Raw genomic sequence first — 19454 nt, 5'->3', positions numbered from 1 at the left:
TGTTATCAGGATTTCTCTACTTCGATCAATAGATCCCCAGGGGAAATGGCATCCCCGTTTGAAACATAGATTTCTTTCACTGTTCCCGCAAACGGGGCTTGAACCGTCGTTTCCATCTTCATCGCTTCTGTAATCATGAGGTGATCTCCTTTTTGGACCTTTTCCCCTTTTTCAGAAACAACTTTGATGACGGTTCCCGGCATGGATGCACCGAGATGTGATTCTTTTTTAGGATCGGCCTTCATTTTGACGGCAACGGTGGATTTAATGCTTTCGTCCCTGATCACCACTTCACGCGGCTGACCGTTCAATTCAAAATAAACGACCCTTGTACCATCCGCCTGAGCTTGTCCGATTGAGACCAATTTGACAATAAGCGTCTTCCCTGTTTCAATCTCGACTTCGATTTCCTCACCAAGCCTCATGCCGAAAAGGAAGGTCGGCGTATCGAGTACGGAAATATCTCCGAATTGATCCACCATACTGGCATATTCCATAAAGACTTTAGGATAAAGAGCATACCCTAGAGCGTCAAAACTCGTCACCTGACGTTTAAGGTCTTCAAATAGTTTCTCTTTCAAAGCGTTGAAGTCCACGTCATCCAGAAGTTCCCCCGGACGGACAGTAATCGGTGTACGGCCTTTGAGGATGACTCGCTGAAGGTCTTCTGGGAAGCCTCCGTGAGGCTGACCTAGGTAGCCTTCGAACAGTTCGATGACTGAGTCAGGGAAATCGATCTTTTCCCCTCTTTCCAGTACCGTCTCCTCGTCCAATTCATTCTGTACCATGAAGAGGGCCATATCCCCCACCACTTTAGAAGACGGGGTCACTTTGACGATATCGCCAAAGAGCTGATTTACCCTCGCGTACATGTCCTTTACTTCCTCCCAGCGATCGCCGAGTCCGACAGCCTTCGCCTGCTGCTGCAAATTGCTGTATTGTCCTCCCGGCATTTCATGCTTATACACTTCCGAATGAGGCGACATCATCCCGCTTTCGAAGTCTGTGTAATACTTACGAACATCCTCCCAATAATGAGATAGGTTCTCGAGGGATTTGATGTCTACCTTCGGCTCCCGCTCCGTCCCCTTCAACGCGTAATAGAGTGTGTTGGCACTAGGCTGGGAGGTCAGTCCGGACATTGTACTGAGAGCTGTATCGACGATGTCCACTCCTGCTTCAACGGCTTTTGCATACGTATAGATCCCATTCCCGCTTGTGTCATGAGTATGGAGGTGGATCGGCAAGTCAACGGTGCTCTTAAGCTCAGAAATCAGACGATATGCTGACTGAGGCTTGAGGAGACCAGCCATATCTTTGATTGCCAGCATATGGGCCCCGCTTGCTTCCAATTCCCTGGCGATCTCTTTGTAATAATCGATATTATATTTTGCACGCGTTTCGTCTTCAATGTCCCCTGTGTAACAGATGGCTGCTTCTGCGATCTTTCCGCTCTGGCGCACCGCATCGATGGCGACTTCCATTCCTTTCACCCAGTTGAGACTGTCAAAGATCCTGAACACATCGATACCTGCATATGATGATTTTTCCACGAACTCACGGATGACATTATCCGGATAGTTTTTGTAGCCTACTGCGTTGGACGCCCTGAGTAGCATCTGGAAGAGGACATTCGGAATCCGCTCCCTCAAAGTCAGGAGCCTGTCCCATGGATCTTCCTTCAAGAATCGATACGCAACATCAAAGGTGGCTCCTCCCCACATTTCATAGGAGAAGAGATCGGGCAGCAATTCTGCCGTCGGCTCCGCAATGGCCTTCAGGTCGGTCGTCCTCACGCGGGTCGCGAGAAGCGATTGATGGGCATCACGGAAGGTTGTGTCGGTAAGGAGGACCGACTTCTGCTCCTTCACCCACTCGACAAGGCCATCTGCCCCTTTTTCATCAAGGATTTGTTTCGTCCCCCTTGCCGGTTCAGCTACCGGATTTTGCAAGGAAGGAATACGCGGTTTTGCGAAAACCGGTTTTTTCCTTTTCTCTACACCTGGGAACCCATTGATCGTGACATTCCCGATGTAGGTGAGCATTTTCGTACCCCTATCCTTCCGTTTCGGGAAGAGGAAGAGTTCAGGCGTTGTATCGATGAATGAGGTATCATACTTCCCCGTCACAAATTTTTCGTGTTTCACGACATTTTCAAGGAACGGGATATTGGTCTTGATTCCCCTGATCCTGAATTCCTGGAGGTTCCTCACCATTTTGCTCGCGGCCTGCTCGAACGTGAGGGCCCACGTTGAAAGCTTTACAAGGAGAGAATCATAATATGGGGTGATGACAGCACCCTGGAAGCCGTTCCCTGCATCGAGTCTTACCCCGAATCCTCCTCCAGAACGGTAGGCCATGATCTTACCTGTATCAGGCATGAATTGATTCAAAGGATCCTCGGTTGTCACACGGGATTGAATCGCAAATCCGTTCGTCCTCACATCTTCTTGTTCAGGGATGCCGAGTTTGTTTCCGTGAAGCGGGTGCCCTTCTGCAATGAGGAGCTGCGATTGGACGATATCGACGCCGGTCACCATTTCGGTGATTGTATGCTCGACCTGTACCCGTGGATTGACCTCGATGAAATAAAAGCGTCCGTCTGACACGAGGAACTCGACCGTCCCTGCATTTACATAATCGACGTTTTTCATCAATCTTACTGCTGCTTCACAAATCTCTTCCCTGAGGTCATCTCCTAGGGAAACCGATGGTGCCACCTCGACAACCTTTTGGTGCCTTCTTTGGATCGAGCAGTCCCGCTCATAGAGATGGACGATATTCCCTTCTTCATCCCCGAGGATCTGGACTTCGATATGCTTAGGCTTTTCAACGAATTTCTCAACATAGATCTCATCGTTACCGAAGGCAGCTTTTGCTTCGGATTTAGCACGCTCGTACGCCTCTTTCAGGCTTTCAAGATTCCGTACGATCCGCATTCCGCGTCCGCCCCCGCCCAGGGAAGCTTTGATGATGATCGGGAATCCGTTATCCTTACCGAAGCTGATGACTTCTTCGAGTGACTGAACAGGTCCGTCGGTACCCGGGATGACGGGGATATTGGCTTCTACTGCCTGCTGACGGGCCTTGACCTTGTCACCGAACATATCAAGATGTTTGGTGTGCGGTCCGACGAAGATGATGCCCTCTTCCTCGCATCTCCTGGCAAAATGTATGTTTTCGGATAAGAACCCGTAGCCGGGATGGATCGCATCGACATCTGCCGTCTTGGCGATCCTGATGATATCCTCGATATCAAGGTAGGCGTCGATCGGCTTCTTCCCTTCCCCCACAAGATACGCTTCATCCGCTTTATAGCGATGGTAAGAGCCCGAATCTTCTTTACTGTATACAGCGACAGTGCGGATATTCAGCTCGGTGCATGCCCGAAAGACCCGGATGGCAATTTCTCCACGGTTGGCTACTAATACTTTTTGAATCTTCTTCATACAATCTCTCCTTTTGCTCTTCATGGTTGATGTCTTCATCTATCATTCTATGAAAAAAGGACTGACCCGAAAGAAGTATCTTAGGGGGCAGACCCTAGACAAAGCAATCATGTTCAACGCATGAATGAATTGGCATTCAATGAGAAAAACCGCATTTTTCTACATTTACATCTTATAAAAATTCCGATTATTAGACATATTCTCCGAAGGAATGTCATTTTCCTTCTTTGTTTTATATTTTTCTTCATAACGATTGAACATTGCGACGTTCACCAAAACGCCCAGTGAAAGGGACAGGACGAGAAGAGATGAGCCTCCATAGCTGATGAATGGTAGCGGGACCCCTGTAATCGGGATGAGTCCTGATACTCCTCCGAGATTGATGAAAGCCTGGATCCCGATCATGCTGGAAATCCCGATGGCGATCATCGTGCCGAAAGGATCTTGGCATTTGACTCCGATGTAGATTCCCCTGAGGACAATATAGGCAAGTCCAAGGATGACAAATGTCACCCCGAAGATGCCCAGCTCTTCGGCTATGATCGCCATGATGAAATCCGTCTGAGGCTCGGGGATATATCCAAGCTTCTGTACGCTCTGGCCTAGACCGAGTCCCTTGACCCCGCCCGATCCGATGGCAAGGTAGGAATTGACGAGCTGGTACCCGATCCCCTGTGCATCCTGGAACGGGGAAAGGTAGGCATTGATCCTGTTCATCCTTACCTCTGTGAAGATATGTCCCCGGGCAAGGTAGATGATCGGTGAGACGATCACTACCAATGCAGCTGCCATCCCGGCTAGCTTGAAGAACGTCTTATGGTTAATTCCGGAACAAAGTATCACGATCAGACCGATGAGGAAGATAATCGCCGCGGTACCGAAGTCTGGCTCCAGGAAGACGATGAAACAGATGAAACCAAGGAATACAAGGGGTGGTGCCAAGCCTCTGTTGAGATCATTTATGTATGCCTGCTTCTTTGAATAGACGGATCCAAGGTAGATGATGACGGCAAGCTTCGCGAACTCGGAAGGTTGAATCCTCATGACTCCGAGGTCGATCCAGCTTTTTGCGTTATTGACGACGCTTCCGAAGAAGTGAACGGATATAAGAAGGGCGATGACCAGAAGCATGAGTGTCTTCAGGACCTTTCCGATTTTGAACGCCTTGTAAGGAAACCAGGCTGCAGCCAGGAAAGCCACAAAGCTGATGACGAGATTCAGCAATTGCTTCTTATAGAAATAATCACTTTCCATACCGAACTTTTCTACAGCAACGACCATGCTGGAGCTGTATACCATCACGAGGCCGAATATGCACAACAGCAGATAGACCCCGATCAGTGAGTAGTCGTATGATTTCAATATTTTTTTGAACATAGCTCTTCAATCCTTTACCATCTATATCTTTATGTATACCGGTTAATAAAAAAACTCAAACAACAGTATGAGGTATTGTTTGAGTTGTCATGTCTATTTTACTTTTTTGTCGATGCTTCATGAAGGGCAGAAAGTTCCCTTTCCAAAGAATCAATTAACTCTTTGCCATCTCTATCATCCACAAGTCCCAAACGGACCGCGAATTCAATTTCACGGGAAAGGCCGAACATCTGAGTGTCCAATACTTCCTCGTACAAAGGACATTGAGGCATCGTTAAATTGTCCATTTGAACTTTGATCAGTTGCAAGATTTTATCTGCATCGGCCTTCAGTAGCTCGTAGGCCTTTTCTCTATGATTGATGGTCATTTCTGACGCCACAGTCGTCCACCCCATTCCGAACAAATAACATTCTGTCTTAAAATTTTATCGTTAAACAGGGTAAAATGCAAGAGAAAACAGAGATTGTGACACCAGTCTATGACAATCATATGAATGAACGGATCGAAGAAATCAGAGATCAGAAAATACTCCAGGAATATTGGGAGCTCAGCATCTCAAGGATCTTCACACCTGCCACGCTGTTTCCCACGTCATCAAGACTAGGACCGAAGAGGCCGATTCCGCATTTGCCGGGTACCGCACCCATCACGCCTCCCGAAACACCGCTTTTGGCAGGAATGCCTACTTTAATGGCAAATTCCCCTGAACGGTTATACATCCCGCATGTCACCATGAAGGTCTTGCAAATCCTTGCCGTATCCTTCGTGATGATGCGCCTGCCCGACCCCGGCTCCACCCCATCATTGGCAAAGACTGCTCCGATCCGCGCCAGATCCATGCAGTTCATTTCAACTGCACATTGTTTCGTATAGAGATCCAGGAGTTCTTCCACATCGATATCGATCACCCCGTGTTGCTTCATGAAATAACAGAGGGCCCTGTTGAGATCGGCGGTTTTGAGCTCAGATTCCGCCACTTCCCGGTTATACGTCACATCATCCCCCGTCATGTGGTTGATGAATGCAATGAGCCGCTCCCACTTTTCACTGCATGTCCCTCCCTTGATCATGGAGGTCACCGCCAGTGCACCGGCATTGATCATGGGGTTGAGCGGTTTTGACGGCTTGTTCGTTTCTAGCTTTGCAATCGAGTTGAAAGGGTCACCCGTAGGCTCCATCCCCACCTTGGAAAATACCTCTTCCTGCCCACAGTCCATCAGGACCAATGCCAGTGTGATCACCTTGGACACACTCTGCAGCGTGAATCTTTTCATATGTGATCCGGCATAGCATGTCCTTCCATCCAGAAAGTGAATGGAAATCGCCAGATCATCCGCATCCTGCTCTTTCAGTGCAGGAATATAATCGGCGACCCGTCCTTCCTTTGTATACGGGGCAGCTTGCCGAATGAGTTCTTCAAGGATCCTTTGTGCTTGTGTCATCGTATCCCCTCCTAAGTATTCATTATCATTCCCTAAAGCCAGCCCTGAAAACACTTCCAATCCATGTGACAAATAGGGGATCAACCTGTATACTTTAGGTATCATCCAGAAGGGGAGATCAATACATGGAAACCATCGTACCAATCAAGGGGAATGTTACATTTCCCATCACATTAGATGCAGGCGTCTGGATCTTTGACGACCGAAAAGTGGATCTTACCACCTATTTCTTACAGACGACAGAAGCGATCGATGAACTTGAAGAATATACGAAAGCCGTATCCCGCCACTGGTCAAGGGAAATCCAGGAAGGTGCCACCTACCCTCCTACACTGAAGACGGAAAAGAAATATGAAAAGGAAAGGGTCTTGACTGGAACGTTCGGCATCCCATTCGCTCCATTCCTGAAAAACGCAGAGCCTCACGCTGATGCTGCCACTGTTGTCATCGAGACGGATAACGGGGAACATTCGATGGCTATTACAGAAGCCCGGGACCTGATCCTCGGCTTCTCGTTGAACGGACGGCCCCTTAAAGAAAACGGGCCGGTCCATGCCTACTACGGAGACGGATCCAATCAAGCAGATCCCATCACATCGGTGAAGGCATTCCGGATCGAATAAACCATACAAAGACGGCCACGAGGGATACTCCCCTCGAGGCCGTCTTTTGCTTCGCCTTGTTATAACAGGTCCGCCGCAAGCTGGGCGAGACCCGATCGCTCACCCTTCATCAATCTGACATGACCGGCGATCGTCTGATCCTTGAACTTTTCCACCACATACGTAAGTCCATTATTGTATTCATCCAGATATGGATGATCAATCTGTGCGGGATCTCCCATCAGGACGATTTTACTCCTCTCCCCGACCCTGGTGAGGATCGTCTTGACTTCATGCTTCGTCAAGTTCTGAGCCTCATCAATGATGATGAATTGATCCGGGATACTCCTACCACGGATATAGGTGAGGGCCTCCACTTCAATGGAAGCCATGCCGGCAAGGATGTCATCCAGTTCACCGGGCTTCTTGACATTGAACAGATACTCCAGATTATCGAAGATCGGCTGCATCCACGGCCTCAACTTTTCCTGTTTTTCGCCAGGAAGATAGCCGATATCCTTTCCGACGGGCACGATGGGACGCGCCACTAAGAGCTTATTGAATTTGTGAAAGTCCTCGGTCTGAAGCAACCCCGCCGCAAGTGCGAGGAGCGTCTTCCCGGTACCGGCCTTCCCGATCATGGTCACAAGGGAAATGTCGTCCCTCAGGAGCAGTTCCGTCGCCATGAGCTGCTGCACATTCCTCGCCTTGATCCCCCACATATGCTCCTGATCGTATACGAGCTTCCTCAGCTTCTGCCCTTGCTGATCCACCCTCCCGAGTGCCGAAGCCGAACTTCCCAGTGCATCTTTCAAAATGATGAATTCGTGAGGATATAATCTGTGTGCACTGACCTCCGACAGGGGAAGCTCCCCCTTCTCGTAAAATCGATCCAATACCTCTTTGTCTACATACACCTCTTCAAAACCGGTGTACACATCATTCACTTCCACCACCCGGTCACTGAGGAAATCCTCCGCAATCAATCCGATGGCATCGGCTTTCACCCTGACAAGGGTATCTTTACTGACAAGGATGACCGTCTTCCCTCCGGTTTTCGCTTCTTCTTCGAGGGAAAGGTTTTTTGCTACTGCTATGATCCTGTTATCATTTGTTTTTTCCACAAAAATATCTTGAAGCTGCTGGAAGGATCGGTGATTCAATTCGATCCGCAGGGAGCCGCCCGTATAGAGAGGAATTTTTTCATGGAGCTTTCCGTTTTGCCGAAGTTGATCTATGAGTTTCGATACATGTCTTGCGTTTCTTCCGACTTCATCCATATAACGCTTCTTCGAATCCACTTCTTCGAGTACAACGGCTGGGATGACCACCTCATTATCCTGGAAGGAAAAGATGGCCTGTGGATCTTGTAATAAGACATTGGTATCCAGTACATAAATTTTATTCAAATCGATGCCTCCTGCTCCTTATTCTTAACACTATTGTATGTAGCCTCTCGACTTCCGGTCATTCCAGCTACCTAATAGGACGGCCCGTTTCTCAAATATATGTACGAGCGTATAAAGATAGAAGAACATTACACAATAAGAAGAAAGAATGATCCAAATCAGGGAGGTTTGTATATGAACAGATTCATCCTGCTCCTTCTGACCCTCACCTTCATCACGGCTTGTGCCCGAAATACCGATGAAGCTCAGGGTGAGCGTTCCGGTAATCAGCCGATCACCGTTAACGACAGCAACATCCCCAAGCGGGTGGAACGAAAGTCCGGTCAACAGATTTCAGAACATCTTGTCAACCTGAGCACATCAATCCCCAATGTCCATGATGCCACTGCCGTCGTCATAGGGAAATATGCCTTTGTAGGCATCGATGTCGGCGCCAATGTTGAAAGGTCTCAGGTCGGCACGATTAAATACTCCGTGGCTGAAGCCCTTCAGGAAGACCCATATGGTGCACAAGCTGTTATTGTCGCTGATCCCGACATGTATGCCCGCCTGAAAGAAATCAGCAAAGATGTCCAAAACGGACGGCCCCTCCAAGGGATCTTCAATGAACTATCCGATATATCGGGAAGGCTGATGCCCGAAGTTCCGAAGTCCCTTAAGGATACGAATCCCGAAAATGGTCCCGATAACCCTAAAGGGGATATGAACAAGTCTAATGACCGAGAGCTCAAAAAAGAACAAGAAAAGCAATCCTACGACAAGATTGACTGAACAAAAAGAAGCCATGAAGAGGCATCATGCCTTTTTCATGGCTTCTAACACTTGGCGGTCCAATCTTTCCGCCGCAGATTTATCATAGGTTTTTTCATACACCGGTTCTACAGAGATTTTGGAGCCATAAAACATCACGTCCCTCACTTCATGGATCGCCAGTCTGATGAGCGATACCTTCAGTGGGACTCCTTCCAGGCGCGGCAATAGAACGGACGACTTTCCTGAAATGGAATAAGTGGACCCGTTCGCAATGACATTGACCACTGTCAGCGGGTTTTGCCCTATGTTTTGAATGATTCTCGATTTTTGGTCTATCGCAAACAGAAGAGACGTTTCGTCCTTTGCATAAATCCATGAAATCGCACTGACATTCGGTCCACCGGTTTCGAAATCCACCGTGGACAACGTGACGAATCTCTCTGATTGAAAACAATCATATAAATCGGGAAAAAGCGAATGTTCTACCTGGTTTGCCATCCAATCCCCCCTAGACTCTCTAATGTGGCCTCGGAATCTTACACTTTCAGTATATCAGAGCTCTCATACAGTTGCATGTATTTATTTTCCTCATCTTTATGAACCGACGCAAGACGACCGGGACTGCTCATGATATACTATGACTAATGAGAAATTGAATCGAGGTGTCACATATGAGAGTTAAATGCGCACTATGCGATGTAATTGATAACATTGAGGATTATTCGCTTCAAGCAAAACGACTGAGGAATCGCCCTATTCACACATATATGTGTAATCAATGCAATGAACGCATCAAAAAAAGGACCGAAGAACGCGCAGCTTCCGGCAACTTCAAGCTGTACCGTTCCCCTAAAGTGGATGATGACTTTTAATGGGTAAGGGTGCTTTGATCGGGCTGTTGGCAGGAACATTCTTGGGTCTTATATTAAAAGCGTTTCAGTTCATGACCGATATAGGGGTTTATACATTGTTATTGAATGTAGACTTCCTCCCTTTCTTCGGCAGCATCCTTTGGCCAGAATGGATGGAATTTTTGTTTCACCTCATCATCGCCGTCATCATGGGGATGCTCTACGGTTGGGTGCTGGACAAATGGAACCTTAATAAGACTTGGCATTGGTGGTTTTCCTTCATCTTGACAGCACCGACGATCCTCCTGTATTTCCCTTTGTCTTACCTCGCCCTGAAGGAGGTTCCTCCTATGGACGACATGGCAGCTATCGCCTTATGGACGATCGGTCACCTTGCTTTCGGTGTATCCATGCCTATGCTTTACGAGATGTTTACAAAAAAAAGGCGGCAGTCAATTATATGACTGCTGCCTTTTTGGTTTTCCGTCCCCTTTGACGGTGATGCGGGAGTGCTTCAAGATGATGGGGTACGGTTTCGTCAGATATTCCCTTTTCTCTTTTCGTTGTTCAGGCGCACCTTATAGATGATGAGAATGAGTGCCGCGATGACCAATCCCTCCGCCACCGGGAGGAAAATCCCGAGGAACGTCAAGACCGTGCATCCCATCACAAGGAAAAGATAGATCACAATCGATTTGGCAATCGGAAGTTTCTTGGCGAATCCCAGCTTGTACACAAGGATGGATAGACCGATGATGGTCAGATACAATAGCCACATCCCCAGTTCCGCGTTCTGATCCACACGGTAAAGGGATGCAAAAAAGGATAACCTCTCCGTTACATCCATGCCCTACTCCCCCTTAACGCTTATTCCTTACTTATCAGCTGTTTTTTTCTTTTTCTCAGCTCTTTCACGCTCGCTCTTATCAAGGATCTTCTTACGAAGACGGATGGATTCAGGTGTCACTTCGCAATACTCATCATCATTCAGATATTCGAGTGACTCTTCAAGCGTCATGATTCGTGCTTTTTTGATTGTCACCGTTTGATCTTTTGTAGCTGAACGGACGTTCGTCGCTTGCTTCATCTTCGTGATATTGACTGTGATGTCATTTTCACGAGTGTTTTCACCTACGACCATACCTGCATAGATTTCTGTACCGGATTCAACGAAGATCGTACCGCGGTCCTCAACCTGCATGATGCCGTATTGAGTGGTTTTACCTGTTTCCATTGATACAAGGACACCTTGGCGTCTGCCACCTACGCGACCTTGCTGAAGCGGTTGATAGCTGTCGAATGTATGGTTAATGATACCATACCCTCTTGTGAGTGTCATGAACTCAGTAGAGTATCCGATCAATCCACGAGCAGGAACCATGAATACAAGACGAACCTGACCGTTTCCGTTATTGATCATGTCGAGCATTTCACCTTTACGCTGTCCGAGTGATTCGATGACACCGCCCATGAACTCCTCAGGAATATCAATTTGAACGCGTTCAACCGGCTCACATTTCACTCCATCCACTTCACGTACGATGACTTCTGGTTTCGATACTTGAAGCTCATATCCTTCACGGCGCATGTTCTCGATCAAGATGGAAAGGTGAAGCTCCCCACGACCTGATACTGTCCAAGCATCCGGTGAATCAGTCGGCTCGACACGGAGACTTACATCCGTTTGAAGCTGGGATAGAAGTCTTTCTTCGATTTTCCTTGCAGTGACGAATTTACCTTCACGACCTGCAAATGGGCTGTTGTTCACAAGGAACGTCATTTGAAGGGTAGGCTCATCGATACGTAGGACCGGTAGTGGATCTTGATGTTCGACCGGACAAACGGTTTCCCCTACGTTGATGTCTTCCATACCTGATACAGCAATCAAATCTCCCGCATTCGCTTCTTGGATTTCAACCCGTTTCAATCCGAGGAAACCGAAGATCTTGGTAACACGGAATGATTTGATGGATCCATCAAGCTTCATCAATGAAACCTGTTGACCCACTCTCATCGTTCCACGGAATACACGTCCGATACCGATACGTCCCACATAGTCATTGTAATCGAGAAGGGCCACTTGGAATTGAAGTGGGTCTTGACGATTATCAACCGGTGCAGGGATGTTTTCAATGATGGACTCATACAGGCACTGCATGTTCTCATCTTGTTTGGACGGATCCGGATCCGTGCTTGCCGTACCGCTGATGGCCGATGCATAGATTACAGGGAATTCAAGCTGTTCGTCATTGGCATCAAGCTCGATGAATAGTTCCAGTACTTCGTCGATGACTTCTTCCGGACGGGCAGAATCTTTATCGATTTTGTTTACGACTACGATTGGCGTAAGGTTTTGTTCGAGTGCTTTCTTCAGTACGAAACGCGTTTGAGGCATGCAGCCTTCGTATGCATCGACTACAAGAAGGACACCATCGACCATTTTCATGATCCGTTCCACTTCTCCACCGAAATCGGCATGTCCAGGTGTGTCTAGGATGTTGATGCGCGTATCTTTATATTGGATCGCAGTATTTTTCGCAAGGATCGTGATACCGCGTTCGCGTTCAAGGTCGTTTGAATCCATGGCACGTTCCGATACAGTTTCATTTTCACGGAAGATACCGGATTGCTTCAACAGCTCATCAACCAATGTTGTTTTACCATGGTCAACGTGAGCAATAATTGCTATATTTCTAAGATCATTTCTTAAGTTCATATTTCCACTCCTGAATATATTGGATTTCATTCCTGACTTGATTTCTGTTCAACTAGACCATTATAGCACAGCGTTTATAAAACCCCTAATAAATATTTCTCTCGCAAACCCTTACATTTACAGGCTGCAGACATTGCACATTCTTTCCCGCAAGGGTAAAATCATACGTATAGCAAGCATATTCATTCAACGGAGGTATCAAAATGGGGAATATAAAATGGATTTTTGTCCTGTTTTCACTATTAGCGGCCATCTCCCTCATGGGAATTGCCATATCCATAAGTGTTCAAAGCATCTTACTAGCCCTTGGGAGTTTCATCGCCCTCATCATCGTCATGGGATTCGGTTTCAAAACCAAGAAGCGCTATAGGGAAGAAGGAAGATTATAAAAAATAAAGGTGCCGATAGGAGAAATCCCTCCACTCTGCACCTTTTTTATTGAACTACTTTTTGATGTACGTATCCAAGATCGTTTGGTGCAGTTCCGGCTTTCCGACGAACACCGAACTCTTTTTGAGGGGATCCAATTCATTCCCTTCAAGATCGGTCACTACTCCTCCGACCTCCTCGATCAGGATCTTGCCGGCTGCAAAGTCCCAGGGAGCAAGCCTCATGGTCAGATACGCATCAAGCCTGCCGGCAGCGATGTAGGCCATTTCGATCGCCGCAGATCCGTATGACCGGATTCCCCTTGCCTTTTGGACAAGCGGGCCAAGGACTGAAGGGTCGATTCGCTTGTTATCCGTCACCCAAAGGGCGTTGAGGGCAACGATGGCATCCTCTACGGAAACCGCCTCCAGTTCCGGTAGCCTCTGACCATTCATGAACGCCCCTTCCCCTTTACTGGCGAAGTATAGCTCATCATGCACGACATCATAGATATAACCAAGCTTCCCGACAGCTCCATCATAGATGCCGATTGAAATGGCGAAATTCCGCTGCTGATGAACGAAATTCATGGTTCCATCGATGGGATCAATGATCCATGTGACTCCTTCAAGTGTATGTAAATCGTCTCCGAAGCCTTCTTCTCCCATAATCTGATGATCGGGGTATGTATGGCGGATGGCTTCAGTGAAATATTTCTCTGTCGCCTCATCCATATCGGTCACAAGATCGTTACGATTAGACTTCGTTTTAATGCTTAACTCCGAATCAAAAGATGAGCGGATGCGCTCTCCGGCTTCCTTGATCCAGCTTCTCACGTTTTGGTCGAGTTCAATCCAGTTTGTCATGCAAGCAATCCTCCTATGTATCGGATGAGCGTGGGCTTCCTTTAGCTCATAAGTGTAATGGAAAAATGAGGCTCTTTCAAGCAACAGCACTTGGCGTTCCAGGCCCGGGCATAAAAATACGGACCTGAGTGACTCCATTCAGGATCCGTTTTTTAACTTGTATTCATCATTTTTAGTATTTACCTCGTTATGAAAGTGATTCTATAAAGCCTTCAGTTTCATCAATTCTTCACGGATGCCCATCAATTTTTGCTTTGAATTGCTCTGAAGTTGTTCATCATTCATCTGGATGGCTTCAAAAAGGACGGCAAGTTCATAGTCCATTTCCAACCTCAACACATTCATCCTTTGCTGTTGGACATCCCTTTTTTTAGACGTATTCATTACCTGTTTCATTTTCCTACACCCCTTCCGGAAGTTTTATCTGATTGTTCTGATAATATTTACTACATGTTATGAGAAATTCTCCATCTTGTAACTAAAATGTGCCATTACCTATCTGCAAAGCATCCCGGCTACACCCTCCCATTCCTTTATGCTACGATAGCCTTGTACAAGGAGGGTTAAAGATGAAATTCAATGGATTTACAGAAGAAGATTTTAACGTATTCTCGATCGATGGCCTCGATGCCAGGATGGAAGCGATCGTGGAGAAGGTCCGTCCGAAATTGGACCTCCTCGGTCAACATTTCGCCCCTTCCCTTTCGGTTATGACAGGGGATGAAGTCCACTATCATGTTGCAAAGCATGCCAGACGTTCAGTCAACCCGCCCAATGATACGTGGGTGGCATTTGCATCCGATAAGAGGGGGTATAAAAAGCACCCTCACTTCCAGATCGGCTTATGGGGTACCCATCTGTTCATCTGGTTCGCCATGATCTATGAGGCACCAGGCAAGGCTGATTTCGGCAGAAAAATCGAACAGCATGTGGACGAAATTCCAGAGATGATACCAGGGGAATTCGTCTGGTCGGGCGATCACATGAAACCGGGTGCCACCCCCTACGATTCAATGAGCAAGGATGACCTCTTGACCCTTGCCAAAAGGGTTCAAACCGTGAAAAAAGCTGAATTGCTTTGCGGACTCCATCTGGATCGAGATACGGTGACAAAGATGAGCGGTGAGGATTTGATGGACAGAATCACCGTCGCCTTTGAAACACTTTTACCCCTATATAAAATGAGCTAAACCTGTCAGGGACAAGGGAATGGGCTCAAACAAAAGGCGGCCTGCTGAGAAGCAAGGCCGCCTTTTGTTACAATGAGATCCTACCGCTTTCCGGCTGGTCCTTCATCTTTTTGATCACATGATAGGACGAATAACCGCTCGACTGCTGAAACTCGTCGCAGATTCTCTTTTCATCTGCTTTACCTGGTACGATTTCCTTAAAACGCTTGTATTTCTTCATCAATACATCCCGCTCGATGCTTTTTTCATATGCTTGTTCGATTGATTCAAAGAAGGCGATCACGTCTATGACCTCTTCCGTTGTCCAATCAATATCAAAGGGATATTGGTATTCCATTCATCTACACTCCTTACGACCATTTACGACGGATACTCTCAGCTTCGAGGATCATACGGGACATCAATTCGTCCACGGTAGGGATATCTTTGATCAATCCCATCACCTGACCTGCCCATGCAAACCCTTCGGCCGTATTTCCTTCTTGAGCAAACTTCCGGTTGGCTTCACCGCTGATTAAATCCTTCAGTCCTTCATATCCCGCATTCTCTTTTTCTCTATCGAGTATCGCCGAAGTCCAGTCATTCAAGATGACCCTCGCCGGGGCTCCGAGAGTTCGTTTAATCACCACTGTACCATTCTCATCTCCTGCAATCAAGGCGCTTTTATACGCATCGGACGCATGTACACATTCTTTTGTAGCGATGAATCTCGTCCCCATCTCGACTCCTTCGGCACCAAAGGAAAGCGCGGCCATCAACCCTCTTCCATCTCCTACACCTCCACTCGCTACAACTGGAATCGACACGGCATCGACCACCTGAGGGATCAATACGAAGGTCCCGACATCTCCTTTGCCGAGATGTCCCCCTCCCTCTTGCCCCACCACCATGACGATATCGGCACCGAGCTGTTCTGCCTTGACAGCCTGTCGTTTCGAAGCCACAAGAACCAATTTAACTATCTCCGTTCCTTCAAGCCTCTCCAATATCGGAGCTGGATTTCCACCAGTTACTGAGATCACCGGGACCCCTTCTTCAATAGCTGCCTCCACATACTCCTTGTATGGACGGCCAAGCTGACCGATGGCAAAATTCACACCGAACGGTTTATCTGTCATGGTTTTGATCTTTTGGATTTCACTTTTGACCTCCATAGGGGATTCCATAGACATGGCCGTGATCTGACCAAGGCCCCCCGCATTTGAAACTGCTGCCGCAAGCTCTGCGTAAGCGAGATGAGCCAGCCCCCCTTGAATGATGGGGTATGTAATCTTTAATTTGTCTGTCACCCTTGTACTCCATTCCATCCTTTATCCCTCCTGTCTTACTCACCTATTCTTCAATGAAGGCAAAAATCCTTCCCAGAACCTGCTCATTCAGAATGGAAGTCACACACCACTATGCAAAGAATGGGCGAAATGCTATAATTCATATGTTTGTTAGTACAACAGTCTGATTTCTAGTATAATGAAAACTTCAAGAAGACTTTAAAGAGGTGTTTACTACATTGTCCCAGCATGATACGCCGTTATTTACCGGCTTAATGAATCATAGTAAAAAAAACCCTGTACAATTCCATATCCCCGGACATAAGAAGGGGGCAGGGATGGACCCTGAATTCAAGGAGTTCATCGGTGAAAATGCCCTTTCCATTGACCTGATCAACATTGCCCCGTTGGATGACTTGCACCAGCCGAAGGGAATGATCAAAGAAGCCCAGGATCTGGCTGCGAAAGCCTTTGGCGCTGATCATACATTCTTCTCTGTGCAAGGGACAAGCGGCGCCATCATGACCATGGTGATGAGTGTATGCGGACCCGGAGATAAAATCATCGTTCCGCGTAATGTTCATAAATCCGTCATGTCCGCCATCGTATTCTCAGGTGCGACCCCTGTTTTCATCCATCCGGATATTGATGAGAATCTAGGGATTTCCCACGGGATCACAACAGATGCCGTTGCCCGCGCCCTGGAACAGAATCCCGATGCGAAAGGTGTTCTCGTCATCAATCCGACGTATTTCGGAATATCGGCAGATCTGAAGAAAATCGTGGAGATCGCCCACTCATATGATGTTCCAGTCCTTGTAGATGAAGCGCACGGCGTTCATATCCATTTTCACGATGACCTGCCCCTTTCTGCCATGCAGGCCGGCGCAGATCTCGCTGCAACCAGCGTGCACAAACTGGGAGGGTCCATGACGCAAAGTTCGGTACTCAATATGAAGAACGGTCTTGTCTCTCCGAAAAGGGTTCAGACCATTCTCAGCATGCTGACGACGACATCGACTTCCTACCTGCTTCTTGCCTCATTGGATGTGGCAAGGAAGCGTCTTGCCACTGAAGGTCACGAGCTTATCTCAAGAACCATCGACCTTGCCGAACGCATGCGTGACGAAATCAACGGCATTGAAGGGCTGTATTGCGTAGGGAAAGAAATCCTTGGTACAAAAGCAACTTTCGACTATGATCCAACCAAGCTGATCATCTCTGTAAAGGATCTCGGAATCAGCGGATTCGATGCTGAAAAATGGCTGCGGGAATCCCATAATATTGAGGTTGAATTATCCGATCTTTATAACATTCTTTGTATCATCACACCAGGTGATACTGAAAAGGACGCTTCCACATTGGTAAGTGCACTCAAAGAGCTTACTGAAAAGTTGAAACAGGACGGAGCCCGCGATCCAATCACGGTCATGCTGCCTGACATCCCCGTACTATCCATCACGCCGAGGGATGCCTTTTATGCAGAAACCGAAGTCATCCCCATCGATGAAACGGTGGGAAGGACGATTGCAGAATTCATCATGGTGTACCCTCCCGGCATTCCGATCTTCATTCCGGGTGAGATCATCACGAAGGAAAATATCGAATACATCAAAACGAATATTGAAGCCGGACTGCCTGTACAAGGACCTGAAGATTATGATTTACGCCATCTTCGCGTCATCAAAGAACATCGTGCAATCCGTTGATAAAAAAAGGATGAAGAGCCTATGTGGCTCTTCATCCTTTTCTTTATATCATCGATCAATCATCAAGTTCCACATCATGTTCACAGGTACAGCAATTAGAGAATAAAACAGAAACCTTTTCATCCTCATAATGCTCAATGGTGTTCAGACATGATTGACAAACGATTGTTCCCATTACGTTCATTCCCTTCTGTTTTGGTGTAAGCGTTTTATCTGATTCTATAATATTATAACACAATTAGAAAATCAACCTTAAATTGTATAACTTTATTCCTCAAAACCCCATTATTCCTCCATACTAATAAGTGTATGTATGCGATTACATTTTGATGTGTGCGATTTCTTTATTTTTTTGAAAATAGACCAAATGTGCTTATGTCCAACCCCCTCAGATTCCAATCGGGCGATTCCATCTGGTACTTTGTCCGAACCCTGTCATTCCGTGAGTGACTGCCTAGACTCTAATGAAAGGATGATGCCTCCTCAAAGCCAAAAAAATCCGCATCACCTGAATGATGCGGATTTCATGATTTTGGCCTATTCGATTGTTTTGATCTTTGCTGGATTGAGGATTTCAAATCCTTTATCCTGAAGACCTTTCACGATATCGGGAACTGCTTCTGCCGTCCATGTCCGGTCATGCATCAACAGATTTGCTCCATCCCCTAGATAAGGACTGTTGACCATGATGTCCGAGATGGCGGCCTTTGATTGGTACGCCTTCTCCCAGTCATACCCGTATGTCCAGTTCATGAGGGTCATCTTCTCTTCCTTGACTACTTCCCTGCTCTCATCGGTATTCTGTCCGAAGGGTGCACGGAAGAAGACAGGACGTTCACCAATGATCGATTCGACCAGATCATTCAGCTCTACGATTTCCTTCCGTTGCTCCTCAGATGTCAGGTCCTTCAGAGAACTGTGATTATATGTATGGTTGCCGATCTCAAATCCCATATCGTGGATTTTCTTCAACTTTTCCTTTCCTTCATCTGATTGAAGGAAATGTCCGTTCACGAAAAAGATGGCGCCCACACCCATCTCCTTCAAATCTTCGGCAATCTTCACGGCATGCTCGTCGGGAGAATCATCGAATGTGAGGAGGGCGACTTTTTTGTTCGCATCTTTGATGGGATCGATCGTCCACGTGTTTTCATTCACCACGTATTCGGGTTCAACCACTGCAGGAGTTTCTTCTTCCTCTACTTTCTCTTCACTGCTTTCTTCATCCGTGTCTTCCTTTGAAGCAGCCTCTTCTTTTTTCGGTTCTTCCTTTTTTTCTTTTGTAGTGCTTGAAGCCGTTTCACCGTTCGAGCAGGCACCAAGGAACACAAATAAGAACACAATTAATACGACTAATTTCTTCATACCATCAAACACCTTTCCAATGTCACTTTGAACATTTTAACATATACTTGTGACATCTGGAAAATATTCTAATCTTTCCTATCTGTA

General features: G+C 47.0%; 21 protein-coding genes. 7 read left to right on the top strand and 14 right to left on the bottom strand.

The annotated features are described in order from the left end of the window. Positions 1-5: 5 nt before the first annotated feature. The 4 genes from pyc to glsA form a co-directional block, all read right to left on the bottom strand. On the bottom strand, positions 6-3449 hold the full coding sequence (gene pyc, locus K6T23_RS09350) for a pyruvate carboxylase (RefSeq protein ID WP_238284211.1): 3444 nt from the start codon (positions 3447-3449) through the stop codon (positions 6-8). A 165-nt stretch (positions 3450-3614) separates the two neighbouring features. After that, entirely contained in the window at positions 3615-4826 is a 1212-nt protein-coding gene (locus tag K6T23_RS09345; RefSeq protein WP_056537489.1) for an FtsW/RodA/SpoVE family cell cycle protein, read from the bottom strand. Between the two features lie 98 nt (positions 4827-4924). Continuing rightward, complete coding sequence (locus K6T23_RS09340; RefSeq protein WP_056537492.1) at positions 4925-5206, bottom strand: Fpa/YlaN family protein; 282 nt, start codon at positions 5204-5206, stop codon at positions 4925-4927. 139 nt (positions 5207-5345) lie between these two features. Further along, positions 5346-6269: a glutaminase A gene (glsA, locus tag K6T23_RS09335; protein WP_056537495.1), complete on the bottom strand. Its 924-nt coding sequence runs from the start codon at positions 6267-6269 to the stop codon at positions 5346-5348. A gap of 125 nt (positions 6270-6394) precedes the next feature. Here glsA and K6T23_RS09330 point away from each other — a divergent pair, with 125 nt between their 5' ends. Then, on the top strand, positions 6395-6892 hold the full coding sequence (locus K6T23_RS09330; RefSeq protein WP_238284210.1) for a peptidyl-prolyl cis-trans isomerase: 498 nt from the start codon (positions 6395-6397) through the stop codon (positions 6890-6892). 59 nt (positions 6893-6951) lie between these two features. Here the strand turns inward: K6T23_RS09330 and K6T23_RS09325 are convergent, their stop codons facing one another. Then, the gene (locus tag K6T23_RS09325) at positions 6952-8280 is read right to left on the bottom strand and encodes a PhoH family protein (protein WP_056537501.1); all 1329 of its coding nucleotides are present in this window, start codon (positions 8278-8280) and stop codon (positions 6952-6954) included. 174 nt (positions 8281-8454) lie between these two features. On the opposite strand from K6T23_RS09325, the gene K6T23_RS09320 reads away from it, so the two are divergent. Next, the gene (locus K6T23_RS09320) at positions 8455-9051 is read left to right on the top strand and encodes a YhcN/YlaJ family sporulation lipoprotein (RefSeq protein ID WP_238284209.1); all 597 of its coding nucleotides are present in this window, start codon (positions 8455-8457) and stop codon (positions 9049-9051) included. A gap of 24 nt (positions 9052-9075) precedes the next feature. Here the strand turns inward: K6T23_RS09320 and K6T23_RS09315 are convergent, their stop codons facing one another. Then, entirely contained in the window at positions 9076-9531 is a 456-nt protein-coding gene (locus K6T23_RS09315) for a pyridoxamine 5'-phosphate oxidase family protein (protein ID WP_238284208.1), read from the bottom strand. Positions 9532-9704: 173 nt separating this feature from the next. Between K6T23_RS09315 and K6T23_RS09310 the strand changes: the two genes are divergently transcribed. Then, positions 9705-9905 carry a YlaI family protein gene (locus tag K6T23_RS09310; RefSeq protein WP_053427418.1) on the top strand — a complete coding sequence of 67 codons (201 nt, stop codon included), beginning with the start codon at positions 9705-9707 and terminating at the stop codon, positions 9903-9905. After that, a complete protein-coding gene (locus K6T23_RS09305; RefSeq protein ID WP_238284207.1) occupies positions 9905-10348 on the top strand; it encodes a hypothetical protein in 444 nt (147 codons plus the stop codon). The genes K6T23_RS09310 and K6T23_RS09305 overlap by 1 nt, the downstream gene beginning before the upstream one ends. 74 nt (positions 10349-10422) lie before the next feature. On the opposite strand, the gene K6T23_RS09300 is transcribed toward K6T23_RS09305, so the two are convergent. Both K6T23_RS09300 and typA read right to left on the bottom strand, forming a co-directional pair. Continuing rightward, on the bottom strand, positions 10423-10731 hold the full coding sequence (locus tag K6T23_RS09300) for a YlaH-like family protein (RefSeq protein WP_048004185.1): 309 nt from the start codon (positions 10729-10731) through the stop codon (positions 10423-10425). A gap of 27 nt (positions 10732-10758) precedes the next feature. Then, entirely contained in the window at positions 10759-12600 is a 1842-nt protein-coding gene (typA, locus tag K6T23_RS09295) for a translational GTPase TypA (RefSeq protein ID WP_053427420.1), read from the bottom strand. 203 nt (positions 12601-12803) lie between these two features. Here typA and K6T23_RS09290 point away from each other — a divergent pair, with 203 nt between their 5' ends. Further along, complete coding sequence (locus K6T23_RS09290) at positions 12804-12989, top strand: YlaF family protein (protein WP_056537512.1); 186 nt, start codon at positions 12804-12806, stop codon at positions 12987-12989. A gap of 54 nt (positions 12990-13043) precedes the next feature. Here the strand turns inward: K6T23_RS09290 and K6T23_RS09285 are convergent, their stop codons facing one another. After that, the gene (locus K6T23_RS09285; protein WP_238284206.1) at positions 13044-13835 is read right to left on the bottom strand and encodes an inositol monophosphatase family protein; all 792 of its coding nucleotides are present in this window, start codon (positions 13833-13835) and stop codon (positions 13044-13046) included. Positions 13836-14036: 201 nt separating this feature from the next. Next, the gene (locus K6T23_RS09280) at positions 14037-14231 is read right to left on the bottom strand and encodes a hypothetical protein (RefSeq protein WP_053427423.1); all 195 of its coding nucleotides are present in this window, start codon (positions 14229-14231) and stop codon (positions 14037-14039) included. A gap of 173 nt (positions 14232-14404) precedes the next feature. Here K6T23_RS09280 and K6T23_RS09275 point away from each other — a divergent pair, with 173 nt between their 5' ends. Next, positions 14405-15025, top strand: coding sequence for a YktB family protein (locus tag K6T23_RS09275; protein ID WP_056537518.1), 621 nt, complete (start codon positions 14405-14407; stop codon positions 15023-15025). A gap of 67 nt (positions 15026-15092) precedes the next feature. Here the strand turns inward: K6T23_RS09275 and K6T23_RS09270 are convergent, their stop codons facing one another. Next, a complete protein-coding gene (locus K6T23_RS09270) occupies positions 15093-15362 on the bottom strand; it encodes a UPF0223 family protein (RefSeq protein WP_079515892.1) in 270 nt (89 codons plus the stop codon). 13 nt (positions 15363-15375) lie between these two features. After that, complete coding sequence (locus tag K6T23_RS09265) at positions 15376-16332, bottom strand: NAD(P)H-dependent flavin oxidoreductase (RefSeq protein WP_238284205.1); 957 nt, start codon at positions 16330-16332, stop codon at positions 15376-15378. Between the two features lie 200 nt (positions 16333-16532). Between K6T23_RS09265 and K6T23_RS09260 the strand changes: the two genes are divergently transcribed. Next, complete coding sequence (locus tag K6T23_RS09260; protein ID WP_056537523.1) at positions 16533-18002, top strand: aminotransferase class I/II-fold pyridoxal phosphate-dependent enzyme; 1470 nt, start codon at positions 16533-16535, stop codon at positions 18000-18002. A 55-nt stretch (positions 18003-18057) separates the two neighbouring features. Here K6T23_RS09260 and K6T23_RS09255 read toward each other — a convergent pair whose 3' ends face one another. Next, on the bottom strand, positions 18058-18177 hold the full coding sequence (locus tag K6T23_RS09255; RefSeq protein ID WP_079515891.1) for a GapA-binding peptide SR1P: 120 nt from the start codon (positions 18175-18177) through the stop codon (positions 18058-18060). Between the two features lie 362 nt (positions 18178-18539). Next, complete coding sequence (locus tag K6T23_RS09250) at positions 18540-19367, bottom strand: polysaccharide deacetylase family protein (protein WP_056537526.1); 828 nt, start codon at positions 19365-19367, stop codon at positions 18540-18542. Positions 19368-19454: the final 87 nt, after the last annotated feature.

It is taken from the genome of Rossellomorea marisflavi (genome assembly GCF_022170785.1).
GTDB lineage: Bacteria > Bacillota > Bacilli > Bacillales > Bacillaceae_B > Rossellomorea > Rossellomorea marisflavi_B.
This window is presented reverse-complemented; position numbering and strand designations above follow the sequence as displayed.